Annotated in this window: 29 protein-coding genes; 28 read left to right on the top strand and 1 reads right to left on the bottom strand. The window is 28.5% G+C overall.

What is annotated here, in order from left to right:
* Positions 1-15 precede the first annotated feature (15 nt).
* Genes CS884_RS03925 through CS884_RS03915 form a run of 3 tightly spaced genes read left to right on the top strand, consistent with a single transcriptional unit; the run spans position 16 to position 3,293 of the window.
* Positions 16-519, top strand: a complete 504-nt coding sequence (locus CS884_RS03925; RefSeq protein WP_099320768.1) for an FHA domain-containing protein — start codon at positions 16-18, stop codon at positions 517-519.
* Positions 506-1,771 (top strand): FtsW/RodA/SpoVE family cell cycle protein, encoded by a 1,266-nt coding sequence (locus CS884_RS03920; protein WP_099320767.1) that lies wholly within the window; start codon positions 506-508, stop codon positions 1,769-1,771. The genes CS884_RS03925 and CS884_RS03920 overlap by 14 nt, the downstream gene beginning before the upstream one ends.
* On the top strand, positions 1,764-3,293 hold the full coding sequence (locus CS884_RS03915; protein ID WP_099320766.1) for a penicillin-binding protein 2: 1,530 nt from the start codon (positions 1,764-1,766) through the stop codon (positions 3,291-3,293). Before CS884_RS03920 ends, CS884_RS03915 begins: the two co-directional genes overlap by 8 nt.
* Positions 3,294-3,295: 2 nt before the next feature.
* On the opposite strand, the gene CS884_RS03910 is transcribed toward CS884_RS03915, so the two are convergent.
* Positions 3,296-4,081, bottom strand: a complete 786-nt coding sequence (locus CS884_RS03910) for an NAD(+)/NADH kinase (RefSeq protein ID WP_099320765.1) — start codon at positions 4,079-4,081, stop codon at positions 3,296-3,298.
* Between the two features lie 43 nt (positions 4,082-4,124).
* On the opposite strand from CS884_RS03910, the gene CS884_RS03905 reads away from it, so the two are divergent.
* The 25 genes from CS884_RS03905 to CS884_RS03785 all read left to right on the top strand — a co-directional run bounded on the left by CS884_RS03905 (position 4,125) and on the right by CS884_RS03785 (position 26,863).
* The gene (locus CS884_RS03905; RefSeq protein ID WP_099320764.1) at positions 4,125-4,979 is read left to right on the top strand and encodes an RluA family pseudouridine synthase; all 855 of its coding nucleotides are present in this window, start codon (positions 4,125-4,127) and stop codon (positions 4,977-4,979) included.
* 141 nt (positions 4,980-5,120) lie between these two features.
* Positions 5,121-5,873, top strand: a complete 753-nt coding sequence (locus CS884_RS03900) for a DeoR/GlpR family DNA-binding transcription regulator (protein ID WP_099320763.1) — start codon at positions 5,121-5,123, stop codon at positions 5,871-5,873.
* A complete protein-coding gene (gene pfkB / locus CS884_RS03895) occupies positions 5,870-6,775 on the top strand; it encodes a 1-phosphofructokinase (RefSeq protein ID WP_099320762.1) in 906 nt (301 codons plus the stop codon). The genes CS884_RS03900 and pfkB overlap by 4 nt, the downstream gene beginning before the upstream one ends.
* An 8-nt stretch (positions 6,776-6,783) precedes the next feature.
* Positions 6,784-8,664 (top strand): PTS fructose transporter subunit IIABC, encoded by a 1,881-nt coding sequence (locus CS884_RS03890; protein WP_099320761.1) that lies wholly within the window; start codon positions 6,784-6,786, stop codon positions 8,662-8,664.
* A 359-nt stretch (positions 8,665-9,023) separates the two neighbouring features.
* Entirely contained in the window at positions 9,024-9,692 is a 669-nt protein-coding gene (locus CS884_RS03885; protein WP_099320760.1) for a YtxH domain-containing protein, read from the top strand.
* Between the two features lie 10 nt (positions 9,693-9,702).
* Positions 9,703-10,146 (top strand): DUF948 domain-containing protein, encoded by a 444-nt coding sequence (locus CS884_RS03880; RefSeq protein ID WP_099320759.1) that lies wholly within the window; start codon positions 9,703-9,705, stop codon positions 10,144-10,146.
* A gap of 48 nt (positions 10,147-10,194) precedes the next feature.
* A complete protein-coding gene (locus CS884_RS03875) occupies positions 10,195-11,205 on the top strand; it encodes a LacI family DNA-binding transcriptional regulator (RefSeq protein WP_099320758.1) in 1,011 nt (336 codons plus the stop codon).
* Positions 11,206-11,259: 54 nt separating this feature from the next.
* Positions 11,260-11,520 carry an HPr family phosphocarrier protein gene (locus tag CS884_RS03870; RefSeq protein WP_099320757.1) on the top strand — a complete coding sequence of 87 codons (261 nt, stop codon included), beginning with the start codon at positions 11,260-11,262 and terminating at the stop codon, positions 11,518-11,520.
* A gap of 178 nt (positions 11,521-11,698) precedes the next feature.
* Positions 11,699-13,408 (top strand): phosphoenolpyruvate--protein phosphotransferase, encoded by a 1,710-nt coding sequence (ptsP, locus tag CS884_RS03865; protein WP_099320756.1) that lies wholly within the window; start codon positions 11,699-11,701, stop codon positions 13,406-13,408.
* A 20-nt stretch (positions 13,409-13,428) separates the two neighbouring features.
* Positions 13,429-14,061, top strand: coding sequence for a kanamycin kinase (locus CS884_RS03860; RefSeq protein ID WP_099320755.1), 633 nt, complete (start codon positions 13,429-13,431; stop codon positions 14,059-14,061).
* 79 nt (positions 14,062-14,140) lie between these two features.
* Positions 14,141-14,977: a YitT family protein gene (locus tag CS884_RS03855; protein ID WP_099320754.1), complete on the top strand. Its 837-nt coding sequence runs from the start codon at positions 14,141-14,143 to the stop codon at positions 14,975-14,977.
* 273 nt (positions 14,978-15,250) lie between these two features.
* Positions 15,251-15,802: an RNA-binding protein gene (locus CS884_RS03850; protein ID WP_099320753.1), complete on the top strand. Its 552-nt coding sequence runs from the start codon at positions 15,251-15,253 to the stop codon at positions 15,800-15,802.
* Complete coding sequence (locus CS884_RS03845; protein WP_099320752.1) at positions 15,795-16,535, top strand: peptidylprolyl isomerase; 741 nt, start codon at positions 15,795-15,797, stop codon at positions 16,533-16,535. Before CS884_RS03850 ends, CS884_RS03845 begins: the two co-directional genes overlap by 8 nt.
* An 8-nt stretch (positions 16,536-16,543) precedes the next feature.
* Positions 16,544-17,923, top strand: coding sequence for a hypothetical protein (locus tag CS884_RS03840; protein WP_099320751.1), 1,380 nt, complete (start codon positions 16,544-16,546; stop codon positions 17,921-17,923).
* Positions 17,924-17,934: 11 nt separating this feature from the next.
* Positions 17,935-18,360 carry a DUF1292 domain-containing protein gene (locus CS884_RS03835; protein WP_099320750.1) on the top strand — a complete coding sequence of 142 codons (426 nt, stop codon included), beginning with the start codon at positions 17,935-17,937 and terminating at the stop codon, positions 18,358-18,360.
* A complete protein-coding gene (locus CS884_RS03830; protein WP_099320749.1) occupies positions 18,353-19,300 on the top strand; it encodes a TIGR01212 family radical SAM protein in 948 nt (315 codons plus the stop codon). Before CS884_RS03835 ends, CS884_RS03830 begins: the two co-directional genes overlap by 8 nt.
* Positions 19,301-19,720 (top strand): hypothetical protein, encoded by a 420-nt coding sequence (locus CS884_RS03825; protein ID WP_099320748.1) that lies wholly within the window; start codon positions 19,301-19,303, stop codon positions 19,718-19,720. It begins immediately after the preceding gene.
* Positions 19,721-19,760: 40 nt separating this feature from the next.
* Positions 19,761-20,306 carry a DUF6648 family protein gene (locus tag CS884_RS03820; protein WP_099320747.1) on the top strand — a complete coding sequence of 182 codons (546 nt, stop codon included), beginning with the start codon at positions 19,761-19,763 and terminating at the stop codon, positions 20,304-20,306.
* Between the two features lies 1 nt (position 20,307).
* Positions 20,308-21,264, top strand: coding sequence for an RluA family pseudouridine synthase (locus tag CS884_RS03815; RefSeq protein ID WP_099320746.1), 957 nt, complete (start codon positions 20,308-20,310; stop codon positions 21,262-21,264).
* Positions 21,265-21,275: 11 nt separating this feature from the next.
* Entirely contained in the window at positions 21,276-22,178 is a 903-nt protein-coding gene (locus CS884_RS03810) for an ROK family protein (RefSeq protein ID WP_099320745.1), read from the top strand.
* Positions 22,168-22,866, top strand: coding sequence for a response regulator (locus CS884_RS03805; protein WP_099320744.1), 699 nt, complete (start codon positions 22,168-22,170; stop codon positions 22,864-22,866). Before CS884_RS03810 ends, CS884_RS03805 begins: the two co-directional genes overlap by 11 nt.
* The gene (locus CS884_RS03800) at positions 22,857-24,296 is read left to right on the top strand and encodes a HAMP domain-containing sensor histidine kinase (protein ID WP_099320743.1); all 1,440 of its coding nucleotides are present in this window, start codon (positions 22,857-22,859) and stop codon (positions 24,294-24,296) included. Before CS884_RS03805 ends, CS884_RS03800 begins: the two co-directional genes overlap by 10 nt.
* Entirely contained in the window at positions 24,280-25,761 is a 1,482-nt protein-coding gene (locus CS884_RS03795; RefSeq protein WP_099320742.1) for a hypothetical protein, read from the top strand. The genes CS884_RS03800 and CS884_RS03795 overlap by 17 nt, the downstream gene beginning before the upstream one ends.
* A gap of 50 nt (positions 25,762-25,811) precedes the next feature.
* Positions 25,812-26,396, top strand: coding sequence for an RdgB/HAM1 family non-canonical purine NTP pyrophosphatase (rdgB, locus tag CS884_RS03790; protein ID WP_099320741.1), 585 nt, complete (start codon positions 25,812-25,814; stop codon positions 26,394-26,396).
* Positions 26,393-26,863: a YfcE family phosphodiesterase gene (locus CS884_RS03785; protein ID WP_099320740.1), complete on the top strand. Its 471-nt coding sequence runs from the start codon at positions 26,393-26,395 to the stop codon at positions 26,861-26,863. The genes rdgB and CS884_RS03785 overlap by 4 nt, the downstream gene beginning before the upstream one ends.
* Positions 26,864-26,869: the final 6 nt, after the last annotated feature.

The following is a 26,869-nucleotide window of genomic DNA, read 5'->3' as shown; positions in this document are numbered from 1 at the left end:
TAAAGGATGAATATTATGGATAATTTTTTTAATTTTATAGATAGAATTTTTTCAATAAATGTATTTGGAAATTTAACATTATATCAATTGATTTCGACAATATTAAAGTATATCTTTGTAATTGTTGTTTTTTATTTTATATATTCCATTATAAGAATTATATATTACGATGTAAAAACAACTTTGTTAAAGGAAAAAGAATCTGATACCTATCTAAAATTAATCAACAAAAATGACGCCTTTAGATTTATGGTTCAGGAATACTATTTTATTGGCGAAGAAGATACAATTGGTCGTGATGATAGAAATACTATTTGTATAAAGGATAAGTATTTGTCAAAATTTCACGCAAGAATAATTCAAGATGAAGATATATATTTCCTTGAAGATTTGAAATCTGCCAACGGAACATTCTTAAATGGAGAAAGAATAGAAGATGCAATTGAACTAAAGACAAATGATATCATCCATCTTGGTCAATTACAATTCTTGTTTATCCAAGGAGATGAAAATGAATAAAGACTTAGATTTAACTTTAAGAGAAAATAAGTATAGCAATAAATCAACTATTTTACTTTTTATTTTTACTTTTTTGTCTCTTTCACTTGCGCTTGTTTTTAATATAAAAAATATCGGCAATACGGATTTTTATACTTATTTGGCGATTTTAGCAGTAGTTGTATTATCAACAAGCCTTGTAAGTAAGCTTACAAAAGCAGATAATATCTTAGTTTTAATTGTAAATATGCTCTTTACTATAGGAGTTTCTATGATATATAGGTTAAATCCTTCATACGGGAAAAGACAATTACAATTTTACTTAGTAGGGATAGCTTTATTTTTTATTACATTTTTTATACTAAAAGCATTTAAGTTTTGGTCTAAAATAAGTATTTTTTATGTTGTAATTTCTGTTGGTTTATTTGTTGCAACACTTGTTTTTGGTACTTATCTTGGAGGAGCCAAAAACTGGATAGTTATTAAGAATTTTTCTTTTCAGCCATCTGAATTTATCAAAGTTCCACTAGCATTTTTCGTTGCAAGCTTTTATGCTCGTTATAATGAAATTGTAAGCAAACCCTTTGGTAGATATTATATGGAATTTGTCATTTTAATGTTTATTGGCTTTTTGTTTTTGCAAAAAGACTTAGGAACTGCATTGATATTTTTTGGTCTTATGATTTTAAGCCAATTTGTCTATGAAAAAGATAGGTTTTTTATTGCCTTTAACATAATTTCAATGATTATAGGTTCAATTCTTGCTTATTTTATGTTTGGACACGTAAGAATAAGAGTTGCAACTTGGCTTGATCCTTGGACGGATATAAATAAAACAGGATATCAAATTACTCAGGCTTTATTTGCCACAGCTAGTGGTGGATTATTTGGAACTGGAATTGGTTTGGGACATCCAGATTATATACCAGTTGCAGAATCTGACTTTATTTTTTCGGCTATTACGGAAGAAATGGGAGTATTCATGGGAATTGCAGTAATTCTTTTGTTTATGATTTTGGTATATAGAGCTTTTAAAATTTCATTAACTCAACAAGATAAATTTTTTTCAACGCTAGCGTTTTGTATTGGAGTTTTATTTGCCTTACAAACTTTTATTATACTTGGTGGAGTTTTGAAAGTTATACCCCTAACTGGAGTAACCTTACCTTTTATATCACAAGGTGGTTCTTCCATGCTTTCAGGTTTTATACTTCTAGGTTGTTTGCAATATTGTGCTACAAATATTAAATACGGAGATGAAACTAATGAGTGAAGATAAAAATTTTAAGGCAAAGAAAAAAAGGAAAACTGAAAAAAGCTTCATTGATAAAATAAAAGAATTAGAAAAAGAGCAAAGAATTAAAGATAGCAGAGAATTAAAAGTCCTATCAAAATCAACCCTAAACAAGAGATTGCTTTTTGTAATGATCTTTTTTGTACTTCTTTTTATGGGCCTTGCTATGTATATTGTCTATTTTCAACTTTTCAAAGCCAAAGAGATAGCAAAAAATGAAAATAACAGAAGATTGTGGGTAAATGAGGATGCAATTGATAGGGGAATAATTTATGATAGAAATGGGAATATTTTAGCTTATAACCAAGAAAATCAAGATGGAAGTAAGGAAAGAATCTATAATTACGGCAAAGCTAGTGCAGCAGTTACTGGTTATAATTCAAAAACTTATGGCAAAACTGGTATAGAGAAGACTTATAATAATTGGTTACTAAATTTAAAAGAAGAAAATTTAAGTCAGTTTAGAAAAATGGTTGTAAAAACTGACAAAGGAAATGATTTACATCTAACTATAGATCAAAATATCCAAAATTTAGCTTATAATTATTTGAGTCCTCATCAAGGTGCAATAGTTATTATGAATCCAAAAACAGGTGAAATTTTAGCATTGACATCGGCTCCTACATTTGATCCTAATACTGTAAATAGAGATTGGGAGAATCTAATAGCCAATAATAATGGACCTTTGGTAAATAGGGCAACTTCAGGCTTATATAGACCAGGATCAATTTTTAAAATCATTACATCTAATGCAATGCTTGAAAATAATATTGATAAGTCATACGAGGATACTGGTACAGAAACTATACAAAATTTTGATATCAAAAACTTTGGTGATCAAGTTTTTGGAAGTCTTGATTTAAGAAGTGCTTTTGTTCATTCTGTAAACACATATTTTGCATCAAAAACTAACAAATTAGGCAAGGAATCTTTGATGAAGATGACCGATAAATATATGTTTAGTAAAACTTATGACTTTGATCTGGAAAAATACGATTCAACCATTCCATATAAAGAATTAAATCAAGTTGATTTGGCCATGACTGGTTTTGGTTATGGTAAAACAAAGACAACTCCACTTCACATGGCAATGATGGTTTCTACAATTGCCTCTGAAGGAAAAATGATGAGGCCAAGGCTTGTTTCATCTATAACAAATAAAGAAGGTGAAACTCTTTGGAAATCAGAGGAAGAAGTCTTATCAAAAGTTACAAGCACAGAAAATGCCAATATTATAAGAGATATGATGGTAGATGTAGTTAAGGAAGGAACTGCAAAAGGAGCTTATATTCAAGGAATACAACTAGCAGGAAAAACTGGTACTGTTGATAAAAACGACGGACTAATTGATTCATGGTTTGTAGGATTTGCTCCTGCATATGACCCGAAACTTGCTATTGCAATTGTAATAGAAAATTCTAAAGACACAGCAGGAGTAACTGTAGCGCCTATTGCAAGAAATTTAATTTTAGACATCTTTAATCAAGTAAACTTAGAATGAGACTACAATAACTTATTTTTGATATTAGTCCAATAGTGATTATTGTCAAGAATAAGTTTTTTTATTGTCTTATTTGAAACTTTAATGCTAATTTTATAATCTTTTGTTTGATGTTCTTTTCCATCAAAGATAAAAACAGTATGGTAATTATCCCTTCTTGATACTAAGATATCGACTATAGCATTTTCTGGTAAAACTATAGGACTTTTAAGGGATTTGTTTATATTTGAATAAATAGGAGCAATTGGAGTTAGCTCAAAACCTTTTAAAGATTGGTGAAGAATTGCACCGCCAGCAGATAAATTATAAGCTGTAGATCCATGGGGAGTTGAAATTATCAATCCATCACCTTGAAAATTTTCTACAAAAATCCCATCAATAAATACCTTTAATCTAACAATTTGATTCCTATCACTTTTAACAACAACTTCGTTTAGGCAAGAAATATGATTTCTATTTACATTTGAATCCAAAACTGTAAGCTCTTCTGTAAAATATGACCTGTTTTTTAGGGCCTTTGCAAAAGATTCAATTTCGTTAACTTCAATCTCTTGATAAAAACCCAAGTGTCCTGTGTTAATTCCAATAAAAGGAATATCAGTAAAATTCGTATCGTGAACTGCTTTAAGAAATGTTCCATCACCACCAATAACTAGATTTAGCATGGCATTAGGATCATATGTTTTAGAAATAGAAAAACCATAATTTTCTAAAATATCTTTGCTTTTATAAAAAATATTTTTACTAAATTTCGATTTATTTTTAAATATATTTATAACATTTGTCATCTTGAAAACCTCTCATATAATACATTATAACATAGAGGTTGATATGAATAGTATAAATTTTAAAATAAATGAAAAAATAACTACAAAAAAATTCTTATTAGAAAATAGTTTTTCCAAAAGGGCAATTAAAGATATCTTTGAAAATGGCTATTTCGTTAATGATGATAAGGTTAATAAAAATTTCAACTTAAATATAGATGATTCTTTAATTATTCCAATAGAAGATGAAAAGATTGACTATGATAAAGCTAAAGGTGAATTAGAAATTATTTACGAAGATAATCACATATTAGTAGTAAACAAATCTTATAGTTTGACAGTAAACTCCAAAGGTCAAATTTCTTTGGCTAATTATCTTGCCTATTACTTTTCTGTAAATAATATAAAGGCAAAAATAAGACTAGTTAATCGCTTGGATATGAACACTTCTGGATTATTGATGGTTGCAAAAAATCCTTACTCAATGGCATATTACCAAAATCAAATTGAAAAAAATTTTTTTAAGAAAAAATATTTGGCAGTGATCGAAGGAAAATTAGACATAGATAAACTAATAAAAATAAATTTAGCCTACAATGAAGAAGAAAAAAGATATGAGATTTCAAAAAATGGCAAAACTGCCATAACTTACTTTAAAACTTTAAACTATGACCCATCGAGAAACATAACATATATTAATGCAGATATAAAAACAGGAAAAACTCATCAAATTAGAGCATCTTTAGCAAATCTTGGCTATCCAATTTTAGGAGATGAACTTTATGGATCAAAATTCAAGTTAGATAGATTTTTGCTCCATGCCTATAAAATAGAATTTATTAGATTTATAGATGGTAAAAAAATTATACTTAAGTCAAATGCGAATTTTGGGAAATTCCTAGATTCCATAATAAATTGAAAATTTAATATTTTAATCTAAAGTTTCACATTTTAATATAATTTGAAACTTTATTTTTTTGTAATAAATGATTTATTTTGATTTAAAATGCTTGACAATGATTTAGTATTATTCTATAATAGATTATAGAAAGGATTTGCCATGCTAAAGGAAGAAAGATTTTCAAAAATAATAGAGTTAGTAAATGAGAAAGGCTCTGTCAAAACTACGGAAATATCAGAAGTTTTGGACACTTCGTTGGCAACTGTAAGAAGAGATCTTAATGAACTTCATGCCCTTAATAAAATTGTAAAAGTTTTTGGTGGAGCTAGTTCAATCAAAAACGCTCAATTTATTTCAACTGAAGACGACTTGGATTATAAATTTACAATTAACACCAAGGAAAAAGATCTTATTGGAAAATTTGCTGCAAGTTTAATTTCTGAAAATGACTTTGTTTACTTAGATGCAGGAACAAGCGTTGAGGCTATTATTGACTACATAAGTGCAGATTATACATATTATGTCACAAATTCTTTAGCTACCGGAAAAAAGTTATCGCTTATTGGTAAGAAAGTATTTATAGTCCCTGGAGAGTTTAAAAAAGGAACAGGAGCTTTGATTGGTGCAAGCACTTGTGATTATTTAGATAACTTCAACTTCAGTATTGGATTTTTTGGCACTAATGGCATACATGAACAAGTTGGTTTTACAACTCCAGATATAAACGAAGCTATGGTAAAATCAAAGGCTATTTCAAGGTGCAGAAAAGTTTATTTTTTGGCGGATTCTTCAAAGTTTGGGAAAGTTTCTAAGGTTACATTTTCTAATGATCCTAATTTAGAAATTATAACTAATGTAAAAAATGATGGAAAGGACGAAATTGTTATAAGAAAGTTAAAGGAGGGCCTATGATTTATACTTTAACTTTAAATCCTGCCCTAGATCACATTGTAAGAGTAAAACATTTGGATTTAGGAGAAACAAATAGGATGGATGAAGAAAATATTAAGGCGGGCGGTAAAGGGATAAATGTTTCAAAGCTTTTGAAAAATCTTGGTATGGATTCACTTGCCTTAGCCTACATAGGTGGATTTACAGGAAAAGAGCTAGAAAGATTAGTTAAAGAAGATTGGGGACTTAAAACGGATTTTATTGAAATTTCTAAAGGCTTAACAAGGATAAATGTAAAAATTAAAGCTAATAATGAGACAGAAATAAATGGTAAGGGCCTTATAATTAACGAAAACGAGCAGAAAGTACTTTTTGAAAAATTAGAAAAATTAGGAGATAATGACTATCTATTCTTATCAGGTTCAATACCAAAGTCCTTGGGCGATGATTTTTATGCGAAAATAATGAAAGATTTAGAAAACAAAAACGTAAAGATCATTGTAGATGCATCTGGAAATGCCTTAAAAGAAAGTCTGTCTCTAAAACCTTACCTAATAAAACCTAATCAAAGAGAACTTGAAGAAATATTCGATGTTGACATTAAAACTGATAAAGATTTAAGCTTGTACGGAAAAAAACTTCAAGATTTAGGAGCAAGAAATATTATTATTTCTTTGGGAAAAAAAGGTGCATTTTTGCTTGATGAAAATGGAGATGAATATTATTCAAAAGCTCCAGAAGGAAAATTGGTTGATTCAGTAGGATCAGGAGATTCAATGCTTGCAGGTTTTGTTTATGGAATAATAAGTGGTTTTTCTAAAGAAGATGCCTTTAAATTTTCACTAGCCTGCGGATCAGCAACTGCTTTTTCAGAAAATATCGCAACAAAAGAAGAAATTTATAATTTATATGAAAATATTTAGGAGTAAAAATGAAAATTATTGACTTGTTAAAGAAAAGCTCCATAAAACTTGGGGAAAGTCCTGCAAGTAAGGAAGATTTAATTGGAAAACTTGTAGACTTAATGGAAACTAGTGGCAATTTAAATGACAAAGAAATTTACAAGAAAGATGTACTGTTAAGAGAAAAATCTGGAACTACAGGAATTGGTGAAGGCATTGCAATTCCACATGCAAAATCAGCAGGAGTAAACTTCCCTCAGTTAGCAGCTATGACAATTCCACAAGGAACAGATTATGAGTCTTTGGATGGAGAAGATACTAAACTATTTTTCCTTATAGCAGTACCAGAAAAATCATCTGAAGAACACATAATTCTTTTACAAAGACTTTCAACCATGCTTATGGATCAAAGTTTTAGAGAAGATTTACTAAATTCCAAAGATGAGGATGAATTTTTAACTATAATAGCTAATAAAGAAAAAGAAAAATTCCCAGATGATTTTGTAAAAAATACTGAAAATACTTTAAAAGGATCCTACGACCTATTAGCAGTAACAGGTTGTCCTACAGGTATAGCTCATACATTTATGGCCGCAGAAGCTTTAAAAGAAAAAGCAAAAGAAATGGGTTACACTATGAAAGTTGAAACTCACGGATCAACAGGAATAGAAAATGCACTAACAAACGAAGAAATTAAAAATGCTAAAGGCATTATAATTGCTTGCGATGTAGGAGTTGAAAAATCAAGATTTTCAGGCAAAAGATTAGTAGAAACAAAAGTTTCTAATGGAATAAATAAGCCGGCAGAACTTATAGAAAAAGTTTTAAATGAAAATACGAAAACTTACAATTCTGATGTAAATATTAAAGAAGAAGATGTAAGTGAAAAAGCTTCATTAGGTCAAACAATTTATAAACATCTTATGAACGGTGTTTCACATATGCTACCATTTGTAGTTGGTGGAGGTATTTTAATTGCCCTAGCATTTTTACTCGATGATTATACAATTGATCCTGCAAACTTTGGTTCAAACACACCGATTGCAGCTTTATTTAAAGAAATTGGTGGTGCAGCATTTGGATTTATGTTACCGGTTCTTGCTGGTTTTATAGGAATGTCAATAGCAGACAGACCTGGACTAACAGTTGGTTTTGTCGGAGGATTTTTGGCGAACGCTGGAGGAGCAGGATTTTTGGGAGCTTTAGTAGCTGGATTTTTGTCAGGATATATAATTATCCTCTTAAGAAAAATAACAAGTCCACTACCAAAATCATTAGACGGAATTAAACCTATGCTAATTTTCCCATTATTTGGAATTTTATCGATAGGTCTTATAATGTTACTATTACTAAATCCACCACTTGCAGCACTTAATAAATCTATAACAAATTGGCTAGAAACCATGGGCAGTGCTTCAAAAATTGTACTAGGCTTCTTGCTAGGCGGAATGATGTCAGTTGATATGGGTGGTCCAATCAACAAGGCGGCTTATTTATTTGGAACAGCATCTTTAGCATCTGGATCATCTTTAGTAATGGCAGCTGTAATGGCTGGAGGAATGGTTCCACCACTAGCACTATCACTATCAATGATATTCTTCAAAGATAAATATAGTGAAAAAGATAGACAAACAATACCGACAAATATTATCATGGGACTTTCATTTATTACAGAAGGAGCAATTCCATTTGCAGCAGCAGACCCACTAAGAGTAATACCAGCTTCAATAGTTGGTAGTGGAATAGCAGGAATGCTATCTATGGTATTTAATTGCTCATTAAGAGCACCTCACGGTGGAATTTGGGTAATAGGAGTTATAGAAAATCCAATAATGTATCTACTAGCTATAGTAGTGGGATCATTGGTATCTGCACTTCTATTAGGTGTATTAAAGAAAAAAGTAAATTAATAATAAGAAGCAAGGCAAAGACCTTGCTTTTTTCTTAATCTAAAATAAATTTGATTTATAATTAAAAGTCAAAAACTTATTGAAAATATTTTCCTAATGTATTATAATTGAATCATCCTAAGGAGTATAGGTCCGTATTTAAACCTACATCAATTATATGGGATTGCCTTGTTCCAGCTTGGATGGAAAGCCTCCACAGAGTGGACTTCAGATATTCTGGACAGCTTGCCCACCTTCACAAAAGCGAAGGTTATAATTAAGGGCCACCTTAGGATTTTATTTTTTTAAAAACTTGTGTTATATCCTTTACTTTTAGGGTATATATTATCTAGTAAAACTTAAAAGGAGTGATGAATTATATGTCAATAACTGATTATATTGAACAAAAAGCAAGAGCGAAACAAAGAGAAATTAAATATGAGATTTGGAAAGCTAAAAATCATGATAGCAGAATGAGAACTCAAGGAGCATTATTAGGTGCTTTAGTGGGAGTTACAGCTGGTATATTATTAGCTCCAAAATCTGGTAAAGAAACTAGAGAAGATATAGCAGATGCTTTTGATGAAACCATAAACAATGTTAAAGACACTACTTATGATTTGATGGATAGTGCTACTGATATAGTTTATAATGCAAAAGATTCTTATGAAGATTTAAAATATAGAGCTTACACAGATTTACAACCTGTTAGAGAAGGTTTTGATTATGGCAAAGAAATTGCCAAACAAACTGGAGAACAAATTGCAGAAACAGCTAATAACGTAAAAGAAAACGTAGCTGAAGGGGTTTCTGAAGTAGGTAAAATTGTAAGTCATACAGCAAAAAATATAAAAGAAGACGTTAAAGAAGGCGCTGACGAAGCTTCTGATGTTATAGAAGAAAAACATCAAGAAAATAAAAAAGAAGCTGACAAAGGAAAAGAAAAAGTAAAGGAAAATGTAGAAGATCTTGCTGATAAAGCAAAAGAAACAAAGGAAGAAGTAAAAGAAGCAGATAAAAAAGCTCAAAACGATAATAAGAAAAACTAGGGAGTTTTAAATGTTAACTATAAATTTTAATCTTCTTGGTAATATTATCCTAACAATTGTTGGGATTGTAGCTTTGATATTTTTGATAATGACACTATCAAATATCAACAAATTAATCAAATCTTTCCAAGGGATACTAGAAAAAAATGAAGATAATCTTGATGATGTTATTGATAAACTTCCATCAGTTGTAGATCAAGCAAATACTCTTGTAAACAATATAAACACAATAGTACAAGATCCAAATTTAAGAATGGCAATTGCCAAAGCTAACGATACTATGACAAATGTAAGTAGTATTAGTGATGACATCAGAGATACTGTAAATTATGTTGGTGTTACAGCTGTTGATAGTATTGATACTGTTAATGCTGGAATTTCATCCGTTAGTGATTATTCTTCACTAATTATGGATGTAATTGACATAGTAAAAAATGTAATATCTGGCAGATAGGAGAAAGGTCATCAAAAAAGATGGCCTTTTAATTTAAGAGGGTGAATTATGGGACAACCAACAATAAAAGATGTGGCAAAGCTTGCAGGTGTATCAATATCTACAGTATCAAGAGTAATGAATAATTCTAAACCTGTAAGTCCTGAAGCAAAAAGAAAAGTATTAGATGCTATAAACAAACTTGATTTTAAACCAAATGAATTAGCTAGATCATTAGTAATGAGAAAATCTAATTTGGTAGGTGTAATAGTTTCTGACTTAGGCATAGAATATATGGCTCATTTAGTTAGAGGTATTGAAGAAATTGGTAGAGTCTATAAGTATGATATTTTGCTTTCAAGTTCTTATGGTGCAGAAGATGCAATAAATAATGCAATCGATTTTTTGGCTACCAAACAAGTAGAAGGTTTAGTAGTTATAGATGAAAATATTAGTGATGAAAGTTTATTAAAGCTTAGAGAAACTAAAATACCTTTTGTTTTATTAGATAAATACTATTTTTCTAAAAATCTACATACAGTAAGAATTGATTATAAAAAAGAGGAATACAAACTTATAAAATATCTTTTAGACAATGGCCATAAAAATGTTTTATTTCTAGAATCTAAAGATGATAATATTGTCAAAAAAGCAAAATTAGAAGGCTATAAAAAAGCAATTGAAGAAAATAAGAAAGAAAGTTTTATAGTTGAATTAGATGGCCTTACAAGTAATGACGGCTATAATATCGGCAAAAAAGTTATAGAATTATGCAAAAAGAATAAAATAAGTGCTGTAGCTTGCGAAAATGATGAAGTAGCCATAGGATTTATAGACTATTGTGCAGATAATGGCATAAATGTGCCAAAAGATTTATCCGTAACAGGTTTTGGAGATAGATCAATAGCTAATATTTATAGACCAAATTTAACAACTGTAGCAATACCACATTATGACATTGGTGCTATAGCAATAAGAGCTTTGATTAAAAGAATCAAAGATGAAGATGATATTTTAACTGAGGATTGGATAATAGATGCAAATTTAAAAATAAGGCAATCTAGTAAATCATTCAGTTGAAAATATACAAAATAACTTATATAATATATGTAGAAAATTAATAGGGAGGCTATTATGGCAGAAAGAAAAGTAATTGTTGAAAATGAAACTGGTTTACATGCTAGACCTGCAGCTAGCTTAGTTCAATTTGTAAAAAACTACTCTGGTGAAGTAAAAATTATTAAAGATGGTAAAGAAGCAAATGCAAAATCAATATTTAACGTTATGAGCCTTGGAATTGCTAAAGGAGCAGAAATAGAACTTGTAATTGATGGCGAAGATGATGAAAAATTTGCAGATCAATTAGTTGATTTTATTAAAAACTTATCAGAATAATTTTATCATTAGGGGATGCTGCATAAAATATAAACTGATTTTGTTTTATCTAGATTTTATTTATTATCAAATCCTTGTATTTTTAAAAATATAATCGATTATGATAAATGAATGATAAGCAAAAAAGTTTATATAGCAACAGCCTCTTTTTTTTATAAATTTTTAGGAAAGGATGATTATGAGTAACAAATATCAAGGTATAAAGGCAAGTTCAGGTATAGCAATAGGTAATATTTATCTTTTTAATAGACAAAAAATAGATATTAATCAATCAAAAATAAATAAGGATATGATTGAAAAAGAAAAATCAAAAGTAAGTGAAGCTATAAGTTCATATGTTGAAGAACTTTCAAATACAAAAGGAGCCAACCAAGCACAAATAAATATAGCTAACGCTCACAAAGAACTTTTGCAAGATCCATATTTTTCAGATACGATAGAATCTAAAATAACTAATGAATTAAAAAATGCAGAGCTTGCTTTAAGTGAAACCATCAACGAAATGGTAGAAATAATGAGCCAAATTGACGATGAATATTTAAAAGAACGCGCAAGTGATTATAAAGACATTGGCTATCAATTAATGTATAAATTAAAGGGAATTATTCCAAAAGATTTATCCAACATTGAAAAAAATACAATTATTATTTCTAAAGAACTTACGCCATCAGATACTTCCAATATGAATAAGGAAAACGTTGCGGGTTTTGCAACAGATTTAGGTGGAAAGACCAGTCACACGTCAATTATAGCTCAAACTTTAGATATTCCTGCTCTAGTAGGAATGAAAGATATTTCTACTAAAGTTGAAGATGGAAAATTAGCAATAATAGATGGCAATGATGGTTTTATTATCATCGATCCAACAGAAGAAGAGCTAGAAAATTACAAAGCAAAGATAAAAGAAGAAGAAGAATTAAAACAAAGATTAAAATTAGTAAAAGATAAAAGAGCAACCAGTAAAGATGGAAGAAGTGTTGAAGTTTCTGCTAATATAGGAAACTTAGAAGATCTAAAAATAGCAATCGAAAACGGCTGCGATGGTGTAGGATTATTTAGAACAGAATTTCTATATATGGAAAACACTCATTTTCCAACAGAAGATGAACAATTTGAAGTTTACAAACAAGCTACAGAAATGCTAGGCGAAAAACCACTTATAATAAGAACTCTAGATATAGGTGGAGATAAGGGCTTAGATTATTTTGAATTTCCAGTAGAAGAAAATCCATTCTTAGGTTACAGAGCAATAAGACTATGTCTTGATAGAGAAGATATCTTTATGACACAATTAAAGGCTTTGGTTCGTGCTTCAGCATTTGGTAATTTAAAAATCATGATCCCAATGATTATTAATATTTCAGAATTTAAAAGAACTTTAGAATTAGTTGATCAAATAAAATCTCAGTTTGATAAAGATGGAATATCTTATAATAAAGATCTTGAAATCGGAATAATGGTTGAAACACCTGCTTCTGTTTTTATGGCAGATAAATTAATAAAATACGTTGACTTTTTCTCAATTGGAACAAATGATTTATCTCAATACACCCTAGCTTGTGATAGAGGTAATGAAAATATTTCTTATCTATATTCAAACTACAACCCTGCGGTACTTCGTGCAATAAAACATGTAATTGATGAATCTCACAAGGCTAACAAATGGACAGGTATGTGCGGTCAATTTGCATCTGATACTCAAGCTACAAAGTTGTTATTAGGTCTAGGTTTGGATGAATTTTCAGCAGCATCATCAAAAGTTGCAGAAATTAAAGATATTATAATAAATTCTGAATTTAGTAAGGAAGAAGATTTTGCCATTAGCTTATTAGATCTTGAAACTCCTGATGAAATAGAAGAAAAAGTAAAAGCTCATAACAATGATTAGATTGGAAGTTTTTTTAATCTATGGATAAAGAATATAATTTAAAAAAATATTTATCTAGTCATACAAAAGAAGAAAATTATAAATTAGGTCTAAAATTTGGGGAATACCTAAGAAATATTCATCAAAATAAAGCAAAAAATAATATAAATTCATACGATTTATTTAACACAAAATCTAACTATCTTTTTTATAGACATGGTTTAAGCGATGATATTGGAGATAATGATTATATTTTAGTGGATTATATAAATCAAAACAAGCATCTAACAAAAAATATTGAATCCAAAAGAATAATTGGGCAAGTTAATTTTGAAAATATTTTACTTGATGACGATAATAATTTTCTAATAATAAATAAAGAAAATTTTCTTTACGGTGACCCTACTTTTGATTTTACAAATATTAACAAAATATCTAAAATTAGCGAAGATTTCTCAAAAGCTTGTTACAAAAGCTATTTCTTAGACAAAAAAGCGCCTATAAAGTTTTTTAGGTTATTAGCAATGTATCAAGCATATATAATTTTAGAAGATATTGTTAATAAAAGAGATGGAAGTGATAGATATTTAACTGATGATGAATTTGAATATTTATTAAAAACTTATGATCATTTTAATAATATTATTCCTAGACGGATTAAAGAGAGCAATTAGCTCTCTTTTTTTTATATAGGTAATTTACGAAATAAGATTTTTGTGGTAAGCTTAAATAAGCAAAAGATGGAGGAAGAGGATGAAAAAAAACATTAATATTTTTATAGGATCTGTTATACTTGCTTGTGGTTTACATTTTTTCCTATTACAAAATAATATTTCGGCTGGTGGAGTATCTGGTCTATCACTTGTTTTATCAAAGGTGACGGGAATAAATCTTGGTGTTTTAAACCTTATTTTAAACGTTATTGTTCTAATTTTGGGAGTGATTTTCATAAATGTTGACTTCACAAAAAAATCTATTTTATCGGCAGCTACTGTATCAGTTGTACTGATAGTTCTAGAAAAATGTTTACCACAAAAAGCTCTTACAGAAGAGATAATGCTTAATGTTATATTTGGACCGCTATTGGCTGCAATTGGTATTGGTATTATATTTTACAACGGTGGTTCTTCTGGTGGTACGGATGTAATAGCAGCTATTATTAATAAATACACAAATTTTCCTATACATATTAGCTTATTTATTACAGATTTTATTGTAGTATTATCATCCACATTTGTAATAGGTTTAGATAAAGGTCTATTCGCTATTTTAGTAATAATGATTCAAGATATAACAATTGATTATGTAATTCAAGGTCTAGGAAGAAAAATTGCTATATTTGTAATTAGCGATAAATATGAAGAAATAAACAACTTACTTATTAAAAAACATGATAGAGGTGTAACTTTAATTCATGCTGAAGGTGGATACACAGGTAGAGAAAAAAGATTGGTTTTTACAATCTGTGCAACTAGAAAATATCCTATAATAAAAGATGATATATTATCTGTTGATGATAGAGCATTTATATTCTCTCATACAATATCAGAAGTATTTGGAGAAGGTTTTACAATTAAAGAATTACGATAGGAGCAAATTATAAATAAATATAGATTAAAAAGATTTACAAAAAACAAAGCCTACTTAGCAACCCGATTTGGGGATGCAACTATTGATAAGAAGGAAGTCAAAGATAGAAGACAAGGTGATTTAATAAGCGCATATCTTTATTACGATAGAAATAAAGTAATTAAGGCGACAATAGACTTTCCTTACGAATTTAATAAAATTTATGATCTTAAGGCGGTTGAGGTCGATAAAGACGGTGTTTATTTTGAAATAATAAACAACAACCACATTTTTATGCCTTTTACAGAAAGAACTTATAGGATAATTAAAGAAATGACTTATCCTGTTACATTTAAAATTGATAAAAATGGTTTTATAATACTTTCCTCAAAAATTAGAAATTTACTTAGCTTAGATCACGATTTTAAAGAAAATGACGAAGTAAGCGGCAGAATTTACTCAATAAATAAATCTATTGGAGCATTCATAGCCATAGACAATAAATATGATTCCTTACTAAGACTAAATGAATTGCAAGGCATTCATATTGAAGGCGAGCTTATAGAAGCAAGAGTTAAAGAAGTTAAAAGTGACGGAAAAATAGAATTATCATTAAGAAAAAGAGCTTATCTAGAAATTGATAATGACTCAGATAAAATATTAGATTATTTATATGAAAATGATGGAGTTGCTTACATTTCTGATAAGTCATCACCAGAAAAAATAAAAAAACTCTTTGGAATTAGTAAATCATCTTTTAAAAAAGCCATCGGTAGACTATATAAAAATAATGATATTAAAATATACACTAATAAAATAGAATTAATTGAGGGTAAAAATGTCTGAAAATAAATTAATTGCTGAAGTAAACGGGGTAAAAATTTATCAAGAAGATTTGTTTAATCTTCTATCTTCAATAGAAGATAAGAATAGATTTAACTCTAAAGAAGGCCTAAATATCTTGGCAGATGAATTAGTTAACCAAGAACTTTTGTTACAAGACGCAAAAGAAAACAAACTTGACAATGAAGAAGAATTTGCAAAAGAACTTGAAATAGTAAAAAATAATATGCTAAAAAATTATGCAATGCACAAGATTTTTGAAAAAGTTAGTGTAAGTGAAGATGAAATCAAAAATTATTATGAAGAAAATAAAGACGCTTTATTTTCACCAGTAACCTACACCGCCAGCCATATTTTATTAGAAAATGAAGAAATGGCGGATAAGGTTATGGATGAAATAAATAAGGGACTAGATTTTAAGGACGCAGCAAGAAAATATTCACTTGATCCTACAAAAGATAATGGTGGTTCTTTAGGATCTTTCCCAAGAGGAGTAATGGTCAAAGAATTTCAAGAAGGATTAGATAGCCTAAAGATTGGCGAAATTTCTAAACCAATAAAAACACAATTTGGTTACCACATTATTAAACTTGATAACAAAGTGGATTCATCAAATACCTACGATGACATAAAAGATAAAGTAAAATCTACATACGAAATGGTAAAAAGACAAGAAAAATATATAGAAAAGATAAAAGATCTTACAAAAAAGGCAGAAATAAATAAATATTACTAGGTGAGTTTATGGATTATGAATCATTAACGGATAAGCTAAAATTTAATATCGAAAATCTATCGGATTTCATTATAAATAATCAAGCAAAAAATCCTGTATTAGAATATATGAGTAATATTGCTGTAGAAAATGGCTTTGAAGTTACTGGTGTCAATGATGCGATTTATTTTAAAAGAGGAGATAAGCCATCTGCAATAATTCATTTAAATTTGGAATATAAAAATAGAAATTACAATCTTTCTTTAGATGAAAATAATCCTTCACAATTAGTATCTACTTGTGAAAGTACATATATAAATGCAATTTTGATAATTTCCTTATTGGTTTTAGATCAAGATGCCAATTTTGATATACTTATCACAAATAATGTTATACAAAGTGAAAATAAGAGTTTTAAAACTTTAGCAAATATAATTAGAAGTCAAAACATTATAAATTTAAATCTAAATAAAAGTTTTTGCCTAGCAGATCAATTTAGTTCCTTAATATTATCTAGGATAAATATACCGGTGGAAAGATTTGAGATTACATATGATTATAAGAAATTTAGAATTTCATTGAGTAATCTGATTGGTGGTCATACAGGCGAAGATTTGGATAAACTAAGACTAAATTCAATAAAAACTCTGATAGGATTTATTAGAAAAATAAAATCTAAGGTAGATATTGATATTACTAATATTACTGCTGGAGAAAGATATGATAATATACCAAGCGGTGGTTTCATCGATTTTGTGGTAAAAAGCCAATATGAAAATGAACTATTAGATATTTTCGAGATAATTAAAAATAAATATATAGAAAAAAATTTAAAACACGAGCCTGAAATGGATTTGTCAATTAAAGAAATTGATAAAATCGATTATTTACCAATTACTCAAACAAGTTTTAATCATCTTTTATCATTTGTGGAATTAATTCCTTCTGGAGCCTATAAGGTGGATAATATATCCAATGAACTTATTAGCTCTATCAACTTATCGACAGCTAGAACTTTTGAAGATTTATTCGCATTTGTCATAGTTTATAGATCTCTGTCAGAAGAAATAATGAATGAGATGCAAAATAAGACATCAATAGCTGCTAAAATAAGTTATGGAGAAATAATTACAAATCTTGTAATACCAAAATGGAAAAATACGAATGATAATTTAGTAAACGCTTTTAGAAGAGCATATACAAATATTTTCAATGAAGATTTGCAAGTTATTAAAACCCAATATTCTTTAGATTCTAGTATAATATTTAACAATTTAAATGTTAACTTGGTATCATTAGGGGTAGAATATAAACAAGGGGATGATGGTAATTATTATAGTAAGTTAGCTGATATTGTTAGTGAAACAATGCTAATAGATAATGCTATTACCCAATTAGAAGAAAATTGAGGAGGACATGTGTGAGCGAAAAATTACAAATACATGGTCATGAGCTAGAATTTTTAAAAAATGAAGGCAAAGCTGTAATTCAGTTAGATTTTGGGGAAGATTCTGAAGAGTGCTATTTAATTGATATATTCTCAGTAGATGATGTTGATTATGTGGCCTTAATATCAAGTATGAGTAATGAAATTTATTTATTTTATTACGAAGATTCTTTTGATAATGATGAAAATGAAATAGATTTAAAAACAATAGAAGATGATGATGAAATAGAAGAAGTTTTCCACTTATTTAGTCATTATTGGAATGATGATGCAATCGATCAATTAGTAGAAGATTACAATACTGATTTGGAAATACGTGAAAATACTGAAGATGTAATAATCGATGAAGAAATTATATACGAAAAAGAGGACATTGATTTAGAAGATAAAGATGAATAATGCATATTATTCAGTCAGTGAATATTATAAAACAAAATATGGTGAAAAAATATATAAGTTACCAATAAAATTATCTCTTACTTGTCCAAATAGGGATGGTGAAGCTTCTTACGGCGGATGTATATATTGTTCGGAAGATGGTGGAAGTTTTGAAAATTTACCGTCCTGCTTAAGTGTTGATGAACAATTAGCTAGCAACAAAGCTTATATAGGTAAAAAATACAAAATAAAAAAATTTATTGCCTACTTTCAAAACTTCACTAATACCTATATGGATTTACAAACTTTTAAAGAAATAATAAAAGCTTGTGATAAGGATTATATAGTTGCAGTTGCTATATCAACTAGATCTGATTGTATAAGCGAAGATAAGCTTAGCTTTTTAAAACAATGGAAAAAAGAAACTGGCAAGGATATAATTTTTGAACTCGGTTTACAAACTGCCAATTATAAAACTTTAGAAATATTAAATAGAGCCGAAAGCTTGGCAGATTTCATAAAAGCTTGTATTTTGATAAATAAGTATAATTTTAGAATTTGTGCTCATGTAATACTTTCCCTACCCTGGGATGATATAAGAGATGTCAGAGAAACGGCTAGAATTATTAATGTGCTAAATGTCAATGAAGTAAAAATTCATTCCTTATTTATCATAAAAGGGACTAAGCTTTGCCAAATGTATGAAAATAATGAATTTATCTTGCCAAGCAAAGAAGATTACGAGAAAAATGTTATTGAATTTTTAAGAATATTAAAGAAGGATGTAGCAATTTCTAGATTAGTTGGCAGAGCTCCAAGCGAAAAAACTGTATTTTGCAACCGGAATACATCTTGGTGGCTTATTAGAGATGAAATTGTGCAAATAATGGTTGAAAATGGATTTGTCCAAGGCGATAAGTCCAATGAAAAAATATACAAAAAAATAAAGGGGGACATGTAAATGTTATACTATGTAATTGGAAAATCAGGCTCAGGAAAGACTCAATATTTAGTAGATGAGGCAACAAAAGAAAAGGAAAAAGACGTAAACAACGTCGCTTTTGTAACAACTGAAGATGATAGAACAAGAATTCTAAATCATAAAGTTAGAGTAATAAATGCAAAATCATATAACATTAATTGCATAGGCCAACTCAGAGGTTTTATAGCTGGTATTTTAGCTCGTGATTATGATATCGGCAAAATTTATGTAGATGGAGCTTATGAGATAGCAGATATAAACAAAGACAACTTAGAAAAACTTACTGACGGTTTAATGAAATTATCAGAATATGCAAAATCAGATATTTATCTAAGTTTAGACTGGTCAAAAGAAGATATACCTGAATCTATTAAAGCTGAAATAATAGAAGTTAATTAAAAGATTTATGTGACCGTCTCCTAAGAGGCGGTTTTTTATTATGATAAAAGAAGTAGATAAACTAAAGTCGTTTGAAAATTTTAGAAAGGAAGCCATCGATTTATTAGAAGAATCTAAAATAGATAAAGATAAATTTTTACAATCAAATTTAGATTACATAAAAAAACTTGATCTAAAACCATTTTCTAATATTAAAAATGTAGAAGAAGCAATCTATAATTACCAGTATTACAATCTCTTGGCTAAAAAATCCAATGCGGAAGCAAAAATAATTGTAAACAATTATAAAAAAAGGAAATTATATGCAAGGCTAATAAATGAAAGAGAAAATTATTATTACCTAAAAGATGTTGCAACACAAAGAATATTAGAACTTTTAGATTATAAGTTTGTAGAAAGTTATTTTATAATCCTTAATTCAAAAAGATTAAGAGGCGAAATTTTTGAAATAAATGTAAAATCCATAGAAAAATTAATTTTACATTCAAAAAACAAGAAAATCCTAAATGAATTAAAAAACCATGGTGTATTTTTGGACTATTCTAAGCCATCTTTAATTGATTCTTATGTAAATAAATCTTACTAATATGATAGAAATTACTATAAATAAAAATGATGCCAATCAAAGATTTGATAGATTTCTAAGAAAATATTTTTCTAATGCACCACTTTCATTATTACAAAAAAACATAAGAAAGAAAAACTTTAAAATTAATGGTAAAAGAGCCAAAGCAGAAATGTTTGTTAATGAAGGTGATCTTATAAATATGTACATTTCTGAAAACGACTATAATAAATGGATAAGAAAAACTGATTATAAAGCCAGCGATTTTGATTTGGACATAATATATGAAGATGAAAATATAATAATTTTGGATAAAAAAAGTGGTCTATTAACACATTCATCAGATTCAAAAGATTATGGTAACAACTTAGTTGACCAAATGATTTCTTATCTTATAAAAACTAATAAAGTCGATAGTAGAGATAAAACTTTTACACCAGCCGTCGTAAATAGACTAGATAGAAACACCGAAGGTTTGGTAATAGGTGCTAAAAATGCTATGGCATTGAGAAAGCTAAATAAGGCCATAAGAGAAAATAAAATTTCCAAGTATTATTTGACTATAGTAAAAGGCGAGATAAAAGAAGAATTTACCGTAGACACTTATATATCAAAAAATGAAAATCGAAATAAAGTGAAACAATCAGAACAAGGTTCTAGGATAATTACAAAATTTAGACCTATTGAAAGTAATGGAAACTTTAGTCTTATAGAGTGTGAACTATTAACAGGGAAAACTCATCAAATCAGATATTCATTAAAAAAGAATAAGACTCCAATAATTGGTGATAGTAAATATGGAAATAAAGAAATAAATAATATTCTATATGATAAATTATCAATTAAAAATCAAGTTTTATTGGCTTATAAACTAAAATTTGGACAGATAGAAGGTTTAGAATATCTTAAAGATAGAGAATTTTTTTCAAAGAAAAAAGACAATATAATAAGCCTAAAAAATAAAGTATTTAAATTGTAGGAGATTTGCTAATGGATAAAGTCATAGGTATTGATTTAGGTGGAACAAAAATAAACGCTTGTCTTATTGATAGAAACGGGAAAATAATAGATAAAAATAGCATCGACACTCAAGCAAAAGAGGGTCGTGATGTAGTTTTAAATAATATCAAAAAAGCTATTTATGGCTTAGATTACAAAGAGGCCATAGCAATAGGCATTGGAACTCCTGGTTTTATCGATTCAGAAAATGGAATTGTAACATTTGCTGGTAATATTGAAGGATGGAGTGGTTTAAATCTAAAAAAAGCTGTAGAGGAATTTGTAGATATACCTGTTTATGTAGAAAATGATGCAAACATTGCCTTACTTGCAGAAAAATGGTTAGGATCTTGCAAAAATGCAGATGACATTGTAATGATAACACTTGGAACTGGAGTAGGTGGTGCGGTTTATAACTCTAAAAGAGGGATGTTAACAGGATCACATTTCCAAGGAGCAGAGCTTGGTCATTTAATTCTTCATCCAGCTGGCGATTATTGCACTTGTGGTCAACATGGATGTGCAGAAGCCTATTGCTCAGGAGCTGCTATATCTAAAAATTACAAAAAACTAACAGGTGAAGATTTAAGTGGAGAACAAATCCTAAAAAGAATTGAAATAGATCCTTATGCTAAAGAAGTTTTAAATACCTATCAAGAAGATTTGGCATATTTTTTGACAAGCCTAAGAAATATATTTGATCCAGAAGTAATAGTTATTGGCGGTGGAGTTATAAATTCAAAAGATATTTGGCGGGATGGTATGATTGAAAAATTTAACGAAATTTGCAATAATACCTTAAATATAAGCGTAATTCCTGCTAAATTTATGAATGATTCGGGAGTTATTGGAGCAGGTAAAATTGCTTTTGAAAGGAAAGATAATGGAAAATAATAAAGTCTTAATATTAGATGATGAAAATTCAATCAGACAATTTATGAAAATCAACTTGGAATATCAAGGCTATAAAACTTGTGAAGCATCTACTGGTGAGGAAGCTTTAAAAGTGTTTGAAGAAGAAAATCCAGCAGTTGCAATACTAGATGTTATGCTTCCTGGTATCAATGGATTTGAAGTTTGCCAAAAAATAAGAGAAAAATCTCCTAAAACAGGTATCATCATGGTTTCAGCCAAAAGCCAAGATATAGATAAAATTTTAGGACTTGAAAGAGGTGCAGATGATTATATTATCAAACCCTTTAATCCACAAGAACTAATACTTAGAGTAAGATCTCTTATGAGAAGAGTTAATTTAACTAATGATAAGGCAGAAGGAGAGAAGACAAATTCTATAAACGATGGTCCTTTTACTCTAGACTTATATGCAAAAACTTTTTACAAAAATGGCATTGAAATTGATCTTACACCCACAGAGTTTGCTATACTTAAAATTTTTATTAACGCAAAAGGCAAAGCAATGACACGTGATGAAATCATGAAGAAAACTTGGGGAGAAAATTATAGCAACGATACTAAAATAGTAGACGTTAATATAAGAAGAATTAGAGCAAAAATCGAAGAAGATCCAGCAAAGCCTAAATATATTGAAACTGTTTGGGGTACAGGTTATAGATGGAATTAATAAATAATAAATTGAATTTAAATTCTTCTTATAGAATAACAATAGTTAGATTCATAATGATGTTTGTTATAACCGTTGTAATAGGTTTTGAAATATTTGCCTTTAATAGCATTAAAAATTACTATCAATCCACCTTGATAGGATCAATGCTTAACCAAGCAAAAATAGATCAATTACAGTTTAACAATTATTCAAATAAATATGATCTTGCCGATATAATTATTGGAGATAAAAACGCTTTTTATAGAGGTAATACAACTCAAGTTCAAATATTAGATAATTCAGGGACAGTACTTTTTGATTCTCAAGCGTCTGTTGAAGTTGGGGAAAAGTTAAAAAATGTAGATGTAAAAGCTTCCAAAGAAGGTAAGCAAGGAATTTATAGACGCAAAAATATTAAAACTAAGGAAGAGATAATTTCTCTATCATATCCTTTAAGTTCAAATGAGAAACAAGCTGGAATATTAAGATTAACCAGCTCAATGTCTAAAGTTAACCAAAAAATTAGAGCAGATATGGTTATTTATGTTATATTTGGTCTATTTGTTGTTATTTCTGCTTTTATACTAGCTTTAGTCGCATCAAAAAGTCTTGTTGCTCCAATTCTTAAATTAATAAATGTTTCAGAAAAATTAGCCCAAGGCAATTTCAATGCAAAAGCTGAAATTAATGGAACTGATGAATTATCAGAATTAGGTCAAACTTTAAATTTTATGAGCGAGAATATTATAAGAAGAGAGGATATGAAAAACGAGTTTATATCTTCAGTTTCTCACGAGCTTAGAACACCACTTACATCTATCAAAGGATGGGCTATTACTTTACAGTCTAAGGAAATTCAGGAAAATAAAGATATGCTTAATCAAGGACTTAGCATCATCGAAAGTGAAGGTGATAGATTATCTATGATGGTAGAGGATTTATTAGATTTCTCTAGGTTACAATCAAGTAATTTCAAATATGAGAAAGAAAAAATTGACATAGTAGAACTTGTAAAGCAAGTTCATGCTCAATTAAGTCCTAGAGCTGAAAATGAGGGAATAAATTTTACTCTAACATCATTATATAAATCTATCTATGTTTTTGCTGATAAAAATAGAATGAAAGAAGTTTTTATAAATATAATAGATAATGCCATAAAATTTACAGATGAAAATGGTAATATCGATATACTCATAGAGCAATTAAATGATTATGTAACAATAACTATAAAAGATGATGGTGAGGGTATTAAAGAAGATGAAATTGCCTTTGTAGCAAGTAAATTTTATAAGGGTTCTTCTTCCAAATCACAAACAGGTCTTGGATTATCAATATGTGAAGAAATCGTAAAAGCTCATGATGGAAATATGATTATTAAAAGCAAATATGGCTCTGGAACTTCAGTAATTATAGAAATACCGAGGATGCAAGATGAAAAAGATTATTAGATGTTGTTTGTTTTTTATTTTTAGTATATTTTTAGTATCTTGTTCTAAGGGATCAGATGATGAATTAAACGATCTAATTTTAACTCCTGAACTTGATAGTCCAGTTTTACAAGGAACTTGGCAAGTAACAAAAGTTAATAATATAACTGGCGTTAACAATACAAATTCACCTAAAATTGGCGATAAATTGTATATTAATAATAACTTGGTGGCAATAAATAAAGAATATGCTTTTCCTCCAACTTTCACTTCTAAATATGTAAATTTAAGTGATTATTTAGTAAATCGTGGTTATAATTTTGACAATGTAGCAATAGATGAAAATGTTGTGGTTGTAAACGCCTCACAAGGTCAATATTTTTCAAGAGATTTTATTAAAACATCTGATGATGAAATTTTTTATATAGCCGATGATAATATGATATTTCTATCAAAAGTATCGGATGATGTTGACTCTGAAGTAATAAATTCATTTAAAGTTCTAGCAATATTTGAAAGAAGCAAAGATAAAAATCCAACAAAAAATGATGAAGATGAAGCATTATTATTATCAGTAAGAGAAAGAGATGATCTAGCTGATAAAGAGGTAGAATACAACTATTACACTTATTTAATAAAGATTGCCCAAAATGATAAAATCACTTATAAAAAATCAGAAGACATATTCATAAGAGGAAAAGATGATTATTGGAAAGTACGTAGCAAAAAAAATAATTTAAGTGGTCTATATGATAATATTGAAGCTTATCCAGCCAGATTAGAAGATCAGATGGATCTAGAAGATAATATCAATAGATATAGCTTTAAAGATTATGATATGGATTTAAGGATAAACTTTGTAGATATAAATTATATATCATTTTCTTATACTAAATTATTTGCAGAAAATACTATAAATAAATATGGCTTCTTAGCTACTAACGAATTGCAAGATAATAGATTAATTTCAATAGATGAATTTACAGGTGAAAATGCTGCAACTGATCAATTTCAATATATGGTGTTAAATGAAGCAACTTCTGCTGATTCCGAAATAAAACCTAAAGATATAATAATAGATAACACAAATTTTGGGTTGGTTAGAGATCTTGGAAATTGGATAATACAAACATCTATTTATACAAAAGGAAAACAAATAAAAGCAAGTACGCAAATTCCAATGAGAAATCATATTGAAAAATCAGCTGCAAGTCCTATAGATATTTCAAAAGATCAAGTAAGAAATATTAACTCACAATTTAAAGACTACTATATTTTTAATGACGGAAAATATATTTTAATTCAAACTGCTGATGAAATATTGATTCACAAAATTAATAAAAAATATATAGAAAAAAAACCGATATTTTCAATACCAACAGATAAATCAACTACATTAATATCTATAGATCAACAAAGTGGTGCAAACGTAAAAAATATAGAGGAAAGTTATATAAACAACAATGAGATAATTGATAGTAATTAGTTTTATTGAAAGATTTTTGTTAAAATGTTATTATTAAAAAGGAGAATATAATGGAAATTGTTTTTGCAACGGGAAACAAAGATAAGCTTAAACAAGTTGAATTAATGTTAAAAGATATTGTACTAAAATCTCCTAAAGATTTTGGCTATGAAGATTTTGAAGTTGATGAAGATAAGGATACATTAGAAGGAAATGCTTTAAAAAAAGCAATAACTTTTTATAATTTGACTAAAATTCCTACATTTTCTGATGATACTGGATTATTCGTTGAAGCATTGGATAATAGACCTGGAGTATTTGCTCATAGATATGCAGGAGAAAATGCGACATATAAAGACAATAGGATAAAACTATTAGATGAACTAAAAGGCAAGAAAAATAGAAAAGCTTATTTTAAAACTTCGATTTGTTTTGTAGATAATAATGGCAAAGCCCATTATTTTGAGGGAAGATTAAATGGAGTAATCACAGAAGAAGAAATTGGACCTTACGATTTTGGCTATGATCAAATTTTTAAGCCTGATAATTCAAACCTTACCCTAGGTCAAATGAACGCTTGCCAAATTAATGAAATTTCTCATAGATCAAAAGCTATAAAAAATTTTGTTGATTTTCTAGAAAAAGAATATATATGAAAATACTAATAACTAGTGATACACACGGATATTACGTTCCTATAAGTGAATACATTCTATCTCATGATGATATTGATTTATTAATTCATGCTGGTGATGGAATCGAAGATGTTAAAAATATATATTATGAAACTGGAATAAATTATTACACAGTAAAGGGAAATAACGACTATTTTTCAAATGAATCTTATGATAAAATAATAGAGATTTTAAATAAGAAAATTTTTATAACCCATGGTCATAAGTACAAAATAGATTTTTATTTTGATAAAATTCTCGAAAAATCAAAAAGTTTAAAAGCAGATATAACTATATTTGGCCATACTCACAAATATTATAATAATTATATTGATGGTATTCTATTTATAAATCCAGGTTCTGTGTCTTTGCCAAGAGATGGAAATCCCGGATTTATGATTATGGATATATTAAATGAAAAATTCTCTTTAGAGAGAATTTCCCTATAAAGGAGG

It is taken from the genome of Anaerococcus sp. Marseille-P3625 (assembly GCF_900232825.1).
Lineage (GTDB): Bacteria > Bacillota > Clostridia > Tissierellales > Peptoniphilaceae > Anaerococcus.
This window is presented reverse-complemented; position numbering and strand designations above follow the sequence as displayed.